Raw genomic sequence first — 15,023 nt, 5'->3', positions numbered from 1 at the left:
CCGTAGGCCACCTCTAGTTCGGGTAGCGACCGGCAATCCGCTCCTGCGACAACCATTCCATGAACTGATCGAAGCGCGTGCCCCCACCGGTCGAGGCAGGCTCCCAGGCGTCATTCACACCGACGACGCCACCAAATTTTTCCTCCACGCTATCGGCCATGCCATCGCCGTCCTCGTCGGCATAGGCATCTGCCTCTTTAATCGCGGGGATCTCGCCGGGCGCAACCACCATGCGCCCTGCTCCCCTCTCGCCTTGTGCACCCATATCCTTGATCCAGGCGACATCGAGATCGTCGCGGGGAAACGCACCGGACTGGCCGCGAACCTCTTCATATGCCTCACCGGCTGCAAGGAGCGTATCAACCGCCAAGGGGCAAGGCGGGCGGTTCACCACGAATTGGTCTGTTCCTGGCGAAAGCAATTGAAGCGACTTGGATGGCGGCGCCCACAACTCGTTGCCGCTCTCGTAGATCTGCGGCTGGCCGGCGCTTTCGACATTCTGCCACTTGATTGCGTAGGTTTTCTCGACCGTGCTCGGACCCGCCTTGAAGTAGTTGCCGACGTAGGAAATCGGCGTGCCGCCCGGATACTGCGAGAACACCTCGCCCCACTCGGAACGTGCATTGAAGAACACGTTGTTGACAATCTCGATGCAGGATTTTCCGTAGTGGTTGTTGTCGGGGTTCCGGTCATTGTTGGAAATGCAGGCGTTCCGCCAGAAGGTAATGTTCTGCGGGACTCTGGGATCGGCGCCGAGAAGGGTGCACTTGCTGTGCTTGTTCAGCCCCTCGGCAAAGATCGAATTCGCGATGGTGATGTCGGTCGTGTTGGAATAGGTGCTGACGTTCTCGTCGGTCGCCCAGGACATCGACGTATGGTCGAAATAGACGCGCTGGCTGTTTTCGATCACCGCCGCATGGACGTTCTTGACGGAGTTCGGCAGCCGCGGCCGAATGCGCAGATGCCGGACGATCACGTCGTGCGTCTGCTTGGCAACAAGCGGGGTATGCCTCAGTTCGTCATTCGTCTGGTCGATGGTTAGCAAAATGCCGCCACCCGGCGCCGTCTGCCCGAGGATCGAGACCGAGTTGTTGTCCTCGCCGATCACCAGCGAGGATTTGAGCTGGATGATGCCGGAAACGCGAAACACGCAATTTCGTGCCCCAGTCGCCTCGATGCATTCGCGCAGCGTGCCCGGGCCGGAATCCTCAAGGCTCGTCACCTGGATGATGCGGCCGCCGCGGCCGCCCTGCGCCATCTTGCCGTGCCCTTCGGCACCGGGAAACGCGACCATCTGCGGCTCGCTGGCGGAAGCCGCGACACCCAAGAAGGCGGAAAGCAGGGCAAGCGTGCGCGCACCATGCTGAAAAGCCTTTGCGCGTCGAGTCTGTTGCTGGAAAGACCGAGAACCGAAATGGCCGGCCGACCGCGGCGCACGTGGCGATGTGCGCGGCATGACAATCTCAATCGGCATACAGTTTACTCCCAAAGCCTTTTGGCGAGGCCCCGCTCCAGAAGCTTGAAAACGCTCGTGCAGGGCAATTCATTCCGCCCTATATCGTCAATCAAAAGAATATTTTTCGCGCAATTCGGGGCGAAGCTTTCCACTTTTATTATAGTTCGTCAATTCGATTTATTTGCATCACCCGAATTAGGTATATAACTCGCGCTTTTGACCTCTCGAAGTAGCATTGAGACGGTGCTACAGTCTTGCGAATATTTAGTTTACTTTCGGGACCTCGTTTCGTGTCTCAAAAAGCAATTACCGTCGGATTTCCATTTTCGGGTGATGATATCGGGGGGAGCCATATTTCCGCGCTCAACCTCATATCGTCGTTTGACAGGGACCGGATAACCCCCATCGTCTTCGTGCATCATCCGCGCAAGGCGCTTTCCAGATATCTGGACGAAAACAAGATCGACTATGTCACGATCGAGGACATCGACATCCTCTCGCCGCAACGGGATCGTCCTTTCGCGACGCAATCCCTCTCGGCGCTGCGTTATCCGATCTCGATGGTGAAGATCATCAAACTCCTGAGACGGCACAAGATCGACATCGTGCACACCAACGACGGCGCGATCCATACCACCTGGGCGCTTCCAACCTACTTGGCCGGCGCCAAACTTCTGTGGCACCACCGTGGCGACCCCCGCGCCCGGGCGGTCAACATGCTTGCGCCGCTTCTTGCCAAGCACGTGGTCACGGTTTCGCGATTTGCGCAGCCGGCAAAGCCTTTGCTCCCGCTTGAGGGGCGGATCTCGGTACTGCACAGCCCCTTCCGGCATCCGGATCAGGTCCCCGATCGGGAGGAAAGCAGGCTCGCGCTGGTGCGCGAACTCGGCCTGCCGGAGGAGACGCGGTTCGTCGGCTACTTCGGGCTTCTCAACGAGCGCAAGCGCCCTCTCCGTTTCGTCGAGGCGGTGCACGCCTTTCACCGCAGCAATCCGGATTTCCCGATTGCCGGCCTGCTTTTCGGCGCACCCGAACAGGCAGGGCCGCGGCTCGACCTTGAGACAGCAGAACGCGCGCGCGCGCTCGGGATCGCCGACAAGATCCACCTCATGGGATTTCGCCATCCGGTCGCGCCCTATATGTGCGCCGTCGACATTCTCCTCGTGCCGGCCATGAGCGAGCCGTTCGGCAGAACGCTCATCGAAGCCATGATGTACGGCACCCCGGTCGTCGCCACCAATCACGGCGGAAATCCGGAGGCGATCGAGAACAACGTGACCGGTTTTCTCGTCGAGCCGGAAAACCCAGAGGCTTTCGTCGCCCCGATGGAGCACCTGCTGAAAGACCGTAACGAGTGGCAGCGCATCAGCGAAACGGCGCGCACCTCGACGCTCGCCGCCTATGGCATCAAGCCCCATGTCGACGGCATCGTCAGCATTTATCAGCGAATTCTCGGAAGACGGCCGTCCGACATCTCGGCACACGCCGCGCACTGAGCCCACCGACAGCGGAAAGAAAGAGAACGACATGCAGCTCTCGGATATCGATTTCCTGATCATCGGCGCCGCCAAGAGCGCGACCACCTGGCTACAGCAGTCGCTGCAGCAGAACCCTTCCGTCTACATGCCGGATCCCGAGCTCCACTTCTTCAGCCGCAACTTCGAAAAGGGCGACGGCTGGTATCTGGGGCAATTCGAGCCCAAACCTGAACAGACCATCGTCGGCGAGAAATCCAATTCCTACCTCGACGAGCCGGAAGCAGCTGCCCGCATCAAGAAAGCGCTGCCGCGCGCACGGCTGATCGCGCAGCTGCGCAATCCCGTCGACCGCGCCTATTCCGACTACTGCATGCTCTATCGCCGCGGGGAAGTCGGCACCGACATCACCCGGTATCTCGATCCGCGCCAGGCGAAGGGAGGACGTTTCCTGGTCGGCGGTCTCTATTGCCGCCAGCTCGAAGCCTATCTCGATCTGTTCCCAGCCGAAAACCTGCAGGTTCTCCTCTATGAGCATATGCGCCAGAACCCGCAGGCGCATCTCGACGCGGTCAGAGACTTTCTGCAGCTGTCGTCGCCGCTTTATCCGGTCGTCAACAAAGTCAAGGACAAGACGGTGCCTGTCGTGCCGCCGAAGCTGCGTCGACTTCTTCAGCCGCTGAAGCCGATCGCGGCACCGTTCCGCAGCAACCCCATCGTGAAGGGCCTGCGCTCAATGGTCGCCCGCGAACTCGACTATGTGCCGCTGCCGACGGACCTGCGCAACCGGCTGGTCGAATTCTACGCGCCGGAAACCGAAAGGCTCGGCGCGCTTCTGAAGAAGGACCTTTCAGGCTGGCTGCAGGCGGCCGCCGGTAGCGCGCGACCAGCGGCCTGATTTGGGCCTAGCCCTCGGCGGGCCGCCCAAATCGTAAGAACAGAACGAGCGGTACGACCACCAGATAGACGGCGACGACCGACAGCCAGATGGCGCCTGGCCATTCCTGCCTGAAGACGAAATAGAAGCTCGAGAATGCGAGCGGACTGACAATCGATGCCAGGCTTACCGCCGACGCCAGCACGCCCTGAAACTGGCCTTGCTGGGTCTCATCGACCTGTCGGGTTGCAAAGGACTGCAAGGCCGGCGCGCCGATGCCGCCAAGAACGAATACCGGCATGATGGCGAAGATCATCCAGCCTTCCGTCGCAAACGCCATGACGACCAAGCCAACGCACGCGCCGGCAACACCTGTCAGGATCGTCGCGCGTTCGCCGAGCCTTCTCACCGCTGGGCCCGGGAGGAAAGCCTGGGCAAGGGCCTGACAGACCCCAAAGGCACCGAGTGAAAGACCGATCCACAGCCCGTTCCAGTGAAGGGCATCGCTGCCCCACAGCGCCCAGCAGGTGCTGTAGGCCTCGCCGGTCGCACTGAAGGTGATGAACAGAACGACGATTGGCATCAAGCGCTTGGACGAGAAAGCCCAGCGGAGCGGACGGAGCGGATTGAGCGCGGCCAGGTCGATTTTCTCCCGGCCGGGAATGCGCGGTTCCGGCAAGACGAAGAGCGCCAGCAGCAAATTGCAGGCGTTGAGGATGGCGGCTGCAATGAAGGGCAGCCGCAAGCCGCGGTCGCCGAGGATGCCGCCCAGCACCGGGCCGACGATAAAGCCGATGCCGAACATGGCGTTGAACAGGCCGAAACGGCGGGCGCGTTTGTCCTCCGGCGATATGTCGGTGATATAGGCGGTCGCCACCGCCAGGTTGGCGCTTGTGAGGCCGGCGATCGCGCGACCTGCGAAAAGCATCCAGAGGTTGGAGGCGAAAGCCAGAAACAGGTAGTTGATGGCGGCTCCTGCGAGAGAAAGCAGCAAGACGGGCCGCCGGCCGATGCGGTCGCTGAGCGCACCGAGCACCGGTGCAAACACGAACTGCATCACTGCATAGAGGGCCGTCATTGTGCCGATGAGCGGCGCGACGTCGTCCGTCTGCGTGAGCTCCTTAAGCAGCGACGGCAGAATGGGAAAGATCAGCCCGATGCCGACGGCATCGAGGATAATGGCAGCAAAAATGACGATAAGTGGCTTCTTCATGGTGAGGGGTGTGGTCATGGCACGCTCCGGTAGACGCGAGCGTGCGGCACCGACAGGCGCCAATGGCTCGCGAGCAGGGGCTGACGAAATGTCAGATATCTGGTTTATGGGAGACGCTGGCCGATCCGCGCCGAAATAGGCGGGGATGGCATGTACTCGACCGCCTGGACGCCAATTCGTCCACCTGTTTACTCCGCCACTGAGCGGATCAAGGGAAGCGGTCGCTTTTCGCGACGGGCAATATTTACGTCAGATAGCCGCACGCCGCAATCCCTCTCCGCGCACGCCTATAACATGAGATTTAAACTCCACTATTGCGCTTGGCTCTGTGGCCCGCTATCCCGGTGCCCAGCGCCGGGCACCGGCCGGCTCATCGCCCGTGGCCCGCCGAACCAAATCATGGAGAAGTCGACGCTCGGCCGATCGCGTCATCGCCGTCCCATGTTGATGGAGGGGCAGCCCCGATCCCGTCGCTGATTTGGAGGCCGGGAGGCCGTACTTTTCCCGGCTCCGCTGCCGCTTAGGCAACCTGCGCGTCGGGCTCTGCGTCCGTGGCCAGCACGACCGTATTCCTACCCATGCGCTTGGCTTCATAAAGCGCGTCGTCTGTTTTCTGCAGTAGTCGCTCGAGCGTCGTATCCGCGGCGATCGCCGACGCTGTCCCGAGGCTCGCGGTCACGCAGCCATCGGTCAGGCCGCGATGCGGTATGCGCAGCCCTTCGATTGCAGACCTGATCCTCTCTGCCATCGCCAAAGCCTGCAGCGGCTCCCGTCCAGGCGCCAGCACCAGTATCTCCTCGCCGCCGAAACGGAAGACGAAAGCGGCCTCGTCGACGGCGGCGCGGATGCACTGCGAGACTGCGCGGATGCAGGCGTCACCTTCAATGTGGCCATGAACGTCGTTGAACCGCTTGAAGTGATCGATATCGAGCAGGATCGCCGAAACTGCGGTCTCCCCCGGCGCTTCGTTCCACAGCATGCCGCCGATCCGCGCCAGCGACCGACGGTTCAATAGCCCCGTCAGTTCATCCCGTTCAGCGTTGCGTTCGAGTTGCTGGCAAAGGAGGCTGCCTCTCAACTGATTGAGAAAATTCTGCCGGTCCTTCTGTTCCAGAAAATAGGCACTCACCGCCAGGAATATCGACAGCGTCAAATAGAAGGTGATGATGCCGGAATAGGTTACGTCGTCGAAGGCGCCGGTCAGGTGCGTCGTGGTGAAGTGCGACGCGCACATCAGCGCAAGCCCCGAAAGAACGGCAAAGAAACGCGGCCGGAGCGCGATGACGAAGAACAGGAAGGCAGCGGAATTGCCGTTCTGGTAGACGAAAAGGTAAGGGCTGGCGCTCTGCGTGGCCACGGCCATGGGCAGGGTCACGCCCAGCACCGCGATCGCCACCGCCAGGACATCGTAAAGACGGGCATCCGGCCAGCGCCGCACCGCCAGGATGCAGGCGATAACGAAGGGCGTGAACACCAGGAAGCGAACGGTGAACAACCCGGTGAAGACATCCGGCAACATGGTGTGGTCGCCGAAATAGACGAGATCGTAGATAAAGATACCGATCACGCCCCAGATTGCGGCGAGCCGCACGCGCTCTGCCGCATAGTCCTTGCGGAAGAGCTCTTCTATTTCGGGCGAAAAATGCAGATAGCGAAAGCCCCGCGCGATCTGGCCTTCTACCTGGTCTAGCGTCACAACGCCCATCGCCTATTTCCCGAACAGCGGAAAGACTCGGCACAGACTAGCAGAGAAAGCTGAATATTCGTCTAAAGTTAGAACGGTTCACTGCCCGGGGCGCGCGGGCCGGCCTGAAGCGACGTCACGCCTCGGGAACCTTGATCAGCACCGTCCCTGCCGCATCGATCGGCCGGCCATCCTGCGTGCGGATATCGAGCTTAACCGGCAGGCCCGTTTCCTTCTCGACCAGCAAAGAATGCTCCTCGCCGGGCTGGAACAAGTGCCTTTCGCCGAACTGCCGCAAGGCGACCATGACCGGAAAGAGGTCGCGGCCCTTCGCCGTCAACTGGTACTCGACCCTCGTTTTCGCATCGCCTGCCGGAACCGTTTCGAGAATGCCGCGCTCGACAAGCGTTCTCAGGCGGTCCGTCAGGATGTTCTTGGCAATGCCAAGGCTCTTCTGAAAGTCGCTGAAGCGGCGGACGTCATCGAACGCATCGCGCACGATCAGCAGCGACCACCAGTCACCGATCGCATCCAGTGACCGCGCGCTGGGGCAATAGTCTTCCTTCAGCCGTCTGCGGGCGACCATGCATGAGCTCCTTTCGCAATTTTGGTTGCATTATGAAACCAAAATGATATCCATTCCTTGGTTTCATTATTAAACCAAAACAAGGAACACGTCCAATGGATGGTAAAATTGCTGCAGCGCCGGCCGGCGCTGCAAACGAAGTCTCGTGCCCGGTCGGCAGCGCCCGCCCGGCATCGCGGCTGACGCGTCCGATGATGACGCTCTTTGCCTTCGCCGCCGGCCTCGCGGTCGCCAACGCCTATTTCGCCCACCCCTTGCTCGACGTGATGGCCGCCGATCTCCATCTGTCGGAAACCCGCGCCGGCCTGATCGTCGGCGCGACCCAGCTCGGCTACGCGCTCGGCCTGATCCTGCTTGTCCCCCTCGGAGACATTTTCGATCGCCGCAAGATCATCATCTTTCAGTCGCTGCTGTCGGTCGCAGCCCTTGGCTTCGTCGCCCTTTCAGCCACCGTCGAAATGCTCATGGTCTCCATCGCCGCAGTTGGCATGCTTGCTGTCCTCACGCAGGCGCTGGTGGCCTATGCGGCCAGCCTCTCTCATCAGGCGGAACGGGGTCGGGTGGTCGGATTTGTCACCAGCGGCATCGTCATCGGCATTCTTTCGGCTCGCGCCGTCGCCGGATTTCTGACCGATCTGGCCGGCTGGCGGGCGGTCTATATTGTATCCTCTGCGCTCACCTTTTTGATCGCTCTGTTGCTTTACAAGCTGCTGCCGGATCAGCAGCGGGAAACGAGCAAGCTCCGCTATCTCCGCCTCGTCGCCTCCACCTTCACGCTAATCGCCCAGGAGCCGGTTCTGCGCGTCCGTGGCATCATCGCAATGCTGATCTTCGCCAATGTGACGACGCTGCTCACCCCGCTTGTCCTGCCGCTGAGCGTGCCGCCCTTTTCACTGTCGCATACCCAGGTCGGCCTCTTTGGCCTGGCAGGGATTGCCGGAGCACTTGCTGCCTCTCGCGCCGGACACTGGGCCGATCTCGGATTCGGTCAGCGCACGACCGGTATCTCGCTGGCGTTGATGCTCGCCGCGTGGTTGCCGATTGCGCTGCTGGACCAATCGCTCCTGTGGCTCGTTGCCGGCGTCCTCGTCCTCGACTTCGGCCTTCAGGCGGTGCACGTGACGAACCAGGCACTGATCTATCGCGTCCGTCCGGAAGCCCAGAACCGGCTCACCGCCGCCTACATGCTCTTTTATTCGCTCGGCAGTGGGCTCGGATCTTCCTTTTCTACCATCGCCTATGCCTATGGGGGATGGCATGGCGTCTGCCTGATGGGAGCGGCACTCAGCCTCATAACCCTGCTGTTCTGGTTGATAACGAAACCCGCAGGTCCGCGAGGCGGCGCGATGCTGAACGGCTAGCTTCGCCACCACGCGCACTACGCATGGCCGCCCTCGGCGGGAGGCGGTCATGCTTTTGGCCCGCCAGCCCTCCCCCGCTTTGCCAGACGTCTCGACATCATACGCGCCGACCGCACGGAACCCTTCCCCAAACCGGGCGTTTAGGTTGCTTGAGCGTCATCTATCGGGGATCAACGCAATGTCAGACGCCGAAAACACGTCCGACAGCGATGTAGTAGCCAAGGGAAATGTGTGGCCGGCATCTCACGACGAGATGCGGTCGTTGATCGACAACTTTGACTGGTCGCCGACCCCTCTCGGACCGATGGAGAATTGGTCGCCGACGCTGAAGATTATGATCCCCTTCCTCCTGCGCAACCGGTTTCCGCTCCTGCTGTGGTGGGGGCCACAGTATGTCTCGATCTACAACGAGGCCTATCGCCCTGTGCTCGGCGCCAAACACCCCTGGGCACTCGGCAAACCGGTCAGCGAATGCTGGAGCGAGATCTGGCATGTCCTGAAGCCGCTGATCGACACGCCCTTCAATGGCGGTCCTGCCACCTGGAACGATGACATCGAGCTCGAAATCAATCGGCACGGCTTCCTGGAAGAAACCCATTTCACCATCGCCTACAGCCCCGTGCCGGACGAAACCGCAGAAAACGGGATCGGCGGCGTGCTCGCCACTGTGACCGAAATTACCGAGAAGGTGATCGGCGAGCGCCGTATCGTCGTCCTTCGGGATCTTGCTTCTCGCTCGGGCGATGCACGATCGCCCGACGAGGCCTGCGCGATCGCAACGGAAACATTCAAGAAGCACGAACGAGACGTGCCCTTCGCGCTTCTCTACCTCGTGGAGCCCGGCCGCAAACGAGCAAGGCTTTCCGGATTGGCAGGCCTTAAGCCGAATCACGCGCTGTGCCCGGCAGAGGTAGAGTTGGCGCTAAAGGACAGTTCTGCAGGTTGGCATTTCGGTGCCGACCTGAAACCCAGCCTTGTCGATGATCTCGGACGCCGTTTCCCGGCCTCCGCGAGCAAAAACCATCCCAATCTACCGCATACGGCGGCCGTGCTTCCGTTGCCCGCGGCCAATGCCCGCGATGCCGCCGGTTTTCTCGTGGTCGGCATCAATCCTCGCCTGAAGCTGGACGAGCACTACCACGATTTCTTGCATCTCATGCGAGCGCAGATCGCCAGCGCCATCGCCAATGCGCAGTCCTATGAGGACGAGCGTAAACGTTCCGAGGCACTCGCGGAGATAGACCGGGCGAAAACCGTCTTCTTTTCCAATGTCAGCCATGAGTTCCGCACGCCGATCACGCTGATGCTCGGTCACATCGAGGACCTGCTGGCCCGTAGCGGAGAGCGTCCGGACGATCACGACCGTCTGCTTATTGCCCATCGCAACTCGCTGCGCCTGCTCAAGCTGGTCAACATGCTGCTTGAATTCTCGCGCATCGAAGCCGGGCGCCTCCAAGCACGCTTCGAGCCGACGAACCTTGCAACGACGACGGCAGAGCTTGCCAGCGCCTTTCGATCGGCGATGGAAATGGCCGGGCTGAACCTGACCGTCGATACGCCGCCGCTGCCAGAACCGGCCTATGTCGATCGCGAGATGTGGGAGAAAATCGTCCTCAACCTCCTCTCCAATGCCCTCAAATTCACGCTCAGGGGCGATGTCGCCGTCAAACTCGCGGACGATGGCGACAAATTCGTCCTGACGGTCCGCGATACCGGCATCGGCATTCCTGCCAACGAGATGCCCCGCCTTTTCGAGCGCTTCCATCGCGTCGAAGGCGCAAGGGGTCGCAGCCAGGAGGGCTCAGGCATCGGGCTCGCCTTCGTCCAGGAATTGGTGAAACTTCATGATGGAACGGTCTCGGCCGAAAGTCGCCTCGACGAAGGCACGACCATTAGCGTGACAATCCCCAAAGGCAGTCGCGCTCCTGCGCATCACCGCAACGGCAATGGCGAGGATCGCTCGTCGACGACCGTCGGCGCCGCGCCGTTCGTGGAGGAGGCGCTGCGATGGCTGCCAGATCATCCGTCCTCGGATGCGGGTCTGCCTGAGGTCGACCCGGCGCCGCATCCGCCGGAAAAACGAAACGGCAGCCGCCGAACCCTGCTGGTCGTCGATGACAACGCCGATATGCGCGACTACCTACGCCGCCTTCTCGGCGCGCAATACGATCTCAAGATCGTTGGCAACGGCGAAGACGCGCTCGCCGCCGTCGGGTCGCAAAAGCCGGACCTGATCCTCACGGACATCATGATGCCAGGCTTCGATGGGATCGAACTGCTCAGGCGCCTGCGCACGGACGCGCGTACCAACACCGTGCCGGTCATCGTTCTGTCGGCGCGAGCCGGTGAGGAGAGCCGTATCGAGGGCATGCAGGCGGGCGCGGACGATTACTTGATCAAGCCCTTCAGCGCACGCGAGCTTTTGGCCCGGATCGAGGCGCACCTGAAGATGTCGCAGTATCGCATGGAAGCCGCGGAGACCCTGCGCGCGAGCGAAGAGCGTTTCCGTGCTCTGGTCACCGCGAGTTCGGATATCGTATACCGCATGGGTCCCGACTGGCACGAGATGCGGTTTCTGCAAGGCAAGGACTTCGTTGCCGACACCGACGAGCCAAGCGACAGTTGGCTCGAAACTTACATTCCGCCTGAAGACCAGACGCTGATGCTCGCGCGCATCGGCGATGCCATCGACAACAAGGCCGCTTTTGAAATGGAGCACCGGGTCATTCGCCGCGACGGCGGCCTTGGATGGACCCATTCGCGCGCCATACCGATGCTCGACAGCAACGGGGACATCGCCGAGTGGTTCGGTGCGGCGCGTGACATCACCGACCGCAAGCGGGCTGAAGAGACCCGGAAACGTCTGCTCAGCGAGCTCAGCCATCGGGTCAAGAACATGCTCGCGTCCGTCCAGGCGATCGCCCAGCATACGTTGCGCTCGGCCAAGAACCCCGCCGACTTTGCCGCCAGCTTCAGCGGACGCCTGCAGTCAATGTCGCGCATGCACTCGCTTCTGACCCGAACGGCTTGGGAAGGGGCTGACCTCGGCGACATCATTCGCGATCAGCTCTTGTGGGGAACTGCCGACGAGCGCCGAGTCACGACCTCCGGACCACCCGTGCGTTTCGATGCGCAGACGGCAACGCATATGGCGATGGTCCTGCACGAACTCGGGACCAACGCAGCAAAACACGGTGCGCTTTCCTTAAGCAATGGAACGGTGTCGATCGATTGGAGCGTGAGCGACAATGCGCTTTGTCTCAACTGGACAGAACAGGGCGGACCACCACTCAAGACGCCGCTCGGTTCAGGCTTCGGCACCAGCCTGATCGAGAAGGTCGCGACGGGCGGCGGCGGAAGCGCCCGCCTGACGACCGAGGCAGATGGCATGCGCTGGGAAGTGCGGCTGCCGCTCGAAGCCCATGTTCCGCCGAGTACCCTGTCCAACTTGGAGGAGCCTGTGAGAGAAGCACCGGCGGCCGATGCCCCGGCCGCGTCGACGAAGCTGAAGGGAAAGCGAATATTGGTGGTGGAGGATGAAGCGCTGATCGCCTTCGAAATTGCCGCGATTCTCGAGGATGAGGATGCTGAGGTCGCCGGACCGGCGGCGACACCCGGCGATGCGCTACGCCTGATCGACGAGATGGCGCTGGATGCCGCCCTGCTCGACGCCAATTTGCGCGGCCAGCCGGTTGACGCGATCGCCACTGCATTGGCCGACAAGAAGGTCCCCTTCGTCTTCGTATCCGGCTACGGTCGCGAGGCACTGCCCCCGGGCTTTGCCGACACCGCTCTGCTGGCAAAGCCGTTCAACCCTCGACAATTGCTCGAGGCCGCGGCCCTGCTCGTCACCGAGCCCAAGGCCATCCTTCGTTTCCGGCACTGAGGGAGCGCGCTTGATCGAGCCTTCTTTCCTTCGGACACCGTTGCATTTCGGCTCGCTTGCGGTAGCTTTTCAGAACGCCCCGCAAAGCAGCGGCGGCGTTTCGCAACGTGTGGCCATCACCGATGCGGTTCCACTTCGGGTTCGTGGGAGCGATCAATATGCTGGTCGACAATAGTAGCGCGAACGCCTCCGAACAGCCGTATCGCGAGAGCGAGGCGCGGTTCCGCGAGATCTTCGAAAACGCCGGCGTCGCGGTGTGGGAGCAAGACTTCTCCGGAGTCTGCGATCTGCTGGATCAGCTTCGCTCGGAGGGCGTCGAGGATCTGCGCGCCCACCTGAAGGCTCACCCCAACCGCCTGGACGAAGCGATCGCGCAGGTGCGTATCGTCGACGTCAATCCTTTCACCGTGGAACTGTTCGAGGCCACCGAGAAGGACGAGTTGCTGCGTTCGCTCTCGAACGTTTTTCTGCCGGAAACGGCGCCGATCTTCTTAGAAGAACTGATGGCGCTCTGGCAGGGCCACAGGCGCTTCGGCAGTGAAGCCGTCGTGCAGACGCTGCGTGGGCGGCGGCTGGATGTGGTCTTCACCGTCACCTTTGAAGGCGCACGCTGCGAACGCACCTATGTCAGCATCCTCGACATCTCCCAGCGCAAGGCCGCGGAGCGCCGTCTGCAGGCGGTTGACCGCATAGCCAAGGCAATCGCCAGCAACCTTGATCTCGATCACATAGTTCAGACGGTGACCGACGCCGCCACCGAGCTTGCCGGGGCGAAGTTCGGCGCGTTCTTCTACAATCTCGCCGACCCGGACGGCGAGCGCTACACGCTCTACACCCTCTCAGGCGTACCGCGCGCGGCCTTCGAAAAATTCCAGTTGCCCCGCAACACTGCCGTATTCGAGCCTACCTTTCGCGGTCTCGGCATCGTACGCTCCGACGACATCCGAACCGACCCGCGCTACGGAAAATCCGCACCACATTTCGGCATGCCGAAGGGGCACCTGCCGGTGGTAAGCTACCTCGCGGTTCCCGTGGTCTCACGGTCCGGTGATGTTCACGGCGGGCTCTTCTTTGGCCATGATCTGCCCGGCGTCTTTACCGCCGAGACCGAGGCAGCCGTTACCTCGATCGCCGCGCATGCCGCGATCGCCATCGACAACGCCCATCTGCTCAAGGCGGCCGAACATGAACTGATGGTGCGTCGCACGACGGAACGCGCCGCCCAGCAACTGGCGGCAATCGTCGAATCCTCCGAAGATGCGATCCTGTCGATGGATTTGAACGGCATCATCACCAGTTGGAACATCGGCGCCGAGCGCCTCTACGGCTATACGGTCGAAGAAGCGGTCGGAAGCCCGGTCACGCTGCTGATCCCGGAGGATCGCCTCGGCGAAGAACTGGAGATCCTGGCAAAGGTTCGCGCCGGCCAGCGCGTCGATCACTTCGAAACTTTCAGACAGCGCAAGGATGGCGGGCTCATCCCGATCTCGCTGCGGATCTCGCCGATCCGCGACAATGCCGGCGTGGTCATCGGCGCCTCAAAGATCGCCCGCGACATCAGCGAGCGCCGGCAGGCCGAGCAGCAGAAGGACCTGCTGATCCAGGAGATGGCGCACCGGGTGAAGAACCTGTTTATGGTTTCAAGCAGCGTCGTGTCGCTGAGCGCCAAGGCCGCCGCATCTGCCGAAGAGCTGGCGTCTGCCGTCGTCGCGCGGTTGGGGTCGCTGGCGCGCGCGCACGTGCTCACCTTGCCGACGCCGGATCGTGACGGCGCAGGCGAAGGCCGAGCGAACCTGCAGGCGCTGCTTTCGACATTGCTCTCGCCCTATGACGGCGAAACGCCACAGGGCCTTCGCCGGGTCACGACGCGAGGCTGCGATCTTGGCATCTCGCGCCCCGCGATTACCGGCTTTTCGCTGGTCGTGCACGAGTTCGCCACCAACGCCGCCAAGTACGGCGCCCTCTCGACCGCCACCGGTTCCCTCGACATCGAATGCATCGATCGCGGCGAAACCTTGGAACTCAATTGGACCGAACAGGGCGGGCCTCAGGTAACCCGGACCGAGACCGAGGGCTTCGGCACCAAGCTCGCCAAGCTGACGATCGAAAGGCAGTTCGGCGGCGAAATTCTTCGCGAGTGGCACTCGCAAGGCCTGGTCATACGCCTGATCGTCCCCAAGGATCGCCTTCAGCCGCCGGAGTGAGGGGCGCCTTGCAGGCCGCAGCTGCGATCGACGGCCGTGTGCACGTCCTCCCGGCTTGCGGCCATTATGTCCCACTGGAGCGTGCGTTTGCGCTGAATGCGATCCTTAAGGGTCTGATCGGCTCTTTGGCTGTTGCCTGATCTGCCCGCCTGCCCCCGTCTGGGTCTTTTCCCTGCGGTTTAAACGTCAAAAAGCCCGCTGGATTTCTCCATGCGGGCTTTTTTTGATTTGGTTGCGGGGGCAGGATTTGAACCTGCGGCCTTCAGGTTATGAGCCTGACG

Annotated in this window: 9 protein-coding genes; 5 read left to right on the top strand and 4 right to left on the bottom strand. The window is 61.7% G+C overall.

All coding sequences use genetic code 11. The features are described 5' to 3' along the window. Positions 1 to 13: 13 nt before the first annotated feature. The gene (locus IB263_RS24090; protein WP_060610196.1) at positions 14 to 1,474 is read right to left on the bottom strand and encodes a polysaccharide lyase family 1 protein; all 1,461 of its coding nucleotides are present in this window, start codon (positions 1,472 to 1,474) and stop codon (positions 14 to 16) included. A 272-nt stretch (positions 1,475 to 1,746) separates the two neighbouring features. On the opposite strand from IB263_RS24090, the gene IB263_RS24085 reads away from it, so the two are divergent. After that, positions 1,747 to 2,952, top strand: a complete 1,206-nt coding sequence (locus IB263_RS24085; RefSeq protein WP_162770755.1) for a glycosyltransferase family 4 protein — start codon at positions 1,747 to 1,749, stop codon at positions 2,950 to 2,952. A gap of 31 nt (positions 2,953 to 2,983) precedes the next feature. Then, entirely contained in the window at positions 2,984 to 3,829 is an 846-nt protein-coding gene (locus IB263_RS24080; protein ID WP_127890625.1) for a sulfotransferase, read from the top strand. Between the two features lie 7 nt (positions 3,830 to 3,836). Here IB263_RS24080 and IB263_RS24075 read toward each other — a convergent pair whose 3' ends face one another. The 3 genes from IB263_RS24075 to IB263_RS24065 all read right to left on the bottom strand — a co-directional run bounded on the left by IB263_RS24075 (position 3,837) and on the right by IB263_RS24065 (position 7,291). Beyond that, complete coding sequence (locus tag IB263_RS24075; RefSeq protein ID WP_246811082.1) at positions 3,837 to 5,021, bottom strand: TCR/Tet family MFS transporter; 1,185 nt, start codon at positions 5,019 to 5,021, stop codon at positions 3,837 to 3,839. Between the two features lie 520 nt (positions 5,022 to 5,541). Next, on the bottom strand, positions 5,542 to 6,726 hold the full coding sequence (locus IB263_RS24070; RefSeq protein WP_113294477.1) for a GGDEF domain-containing protein: 1,185 nt from the start codon (positions 6,724 to 6,726) through the stop codon (positions 5,542 to 5,544). A 115-nt stretch (positions 6,727 to 6,841) separates the two neighbouring features. Then, positions 6,842 to 7,291 carry a helix-turn-helix domain-containing protein gene (locus IB263_RS24065; protein WP_029742867.1) on the bottom strand — a complete coding sequence of 150 codons (450 nt, stop codon included), beginning with the start codon at positions 7,289 to 7,291 and terminating at the stop codon, positions 6,842 to 6,844. A 95-nt stretch (positions 7,292 to 7,386) separates the two neighbouring features. Here IB263_RS24065 and IB263_RS24060 point away from each other — a divergent pair, with 95 nt between their 5' ends. From IB263_RS24060 to IB263_RS33990, 3 genes are all read left to right on the top strand, one after another. Next, positions 7,387 to 8,652 carry an MFS transporter gene (locus IB263_RS24060; RefSeq protein ID WP_082566498.1) on the top strand — a complete coding sequence of 422 codons (1,266 nt, stop codon included), beginning with the start codon at positions 7,387 to 7,389 and terminating at the stop codon, positions 8,650 to 8,652. 253 nt (positions 8,653 to 8,905) lie between these two features. Continuing rightward, the gene (locus IB263_RS24055; RefSeq protein WP_371814208.1) at positions 8,906 to 12,538 is read left to right on the top strand and encodes a response regulator; all 3,633 of its coding nucleotides are present in this window, start codon (positions 8,906 to 8,908) and stop codon (positions 12,536 to 12,538) included. A gap of 158 nt (positions 12,539 to 12,696) precedes the next feature. Further along, positions 12,697 to 14,742: a PAS domain S-box protein gene (locus tag IB263_RS33990; protein ID WP_210338310.1), complete on the top strand. Its 2,046-nt coding sequence runs from the start codon at positions 12,697 to 12,699 to the stop codon at positions 14,740 to 14,742. Positions 14,743 to 15,023: the final 281 nt, after the last annotated feature.

Source organism: Ensifer sp. ENS03 (assembly GCF_014852035.1).
Lineage (GTDB): Bacteria > Pseudomonadota > Alphaproteobacteria > Rhizobiales > Rhizobiaceae > Ensifer > Ensifer adhaerens.
Note: the sequence above shows the minus strand (reverse complement) of the source record. Positions and strands in the feature narration are given on the sequence as shown.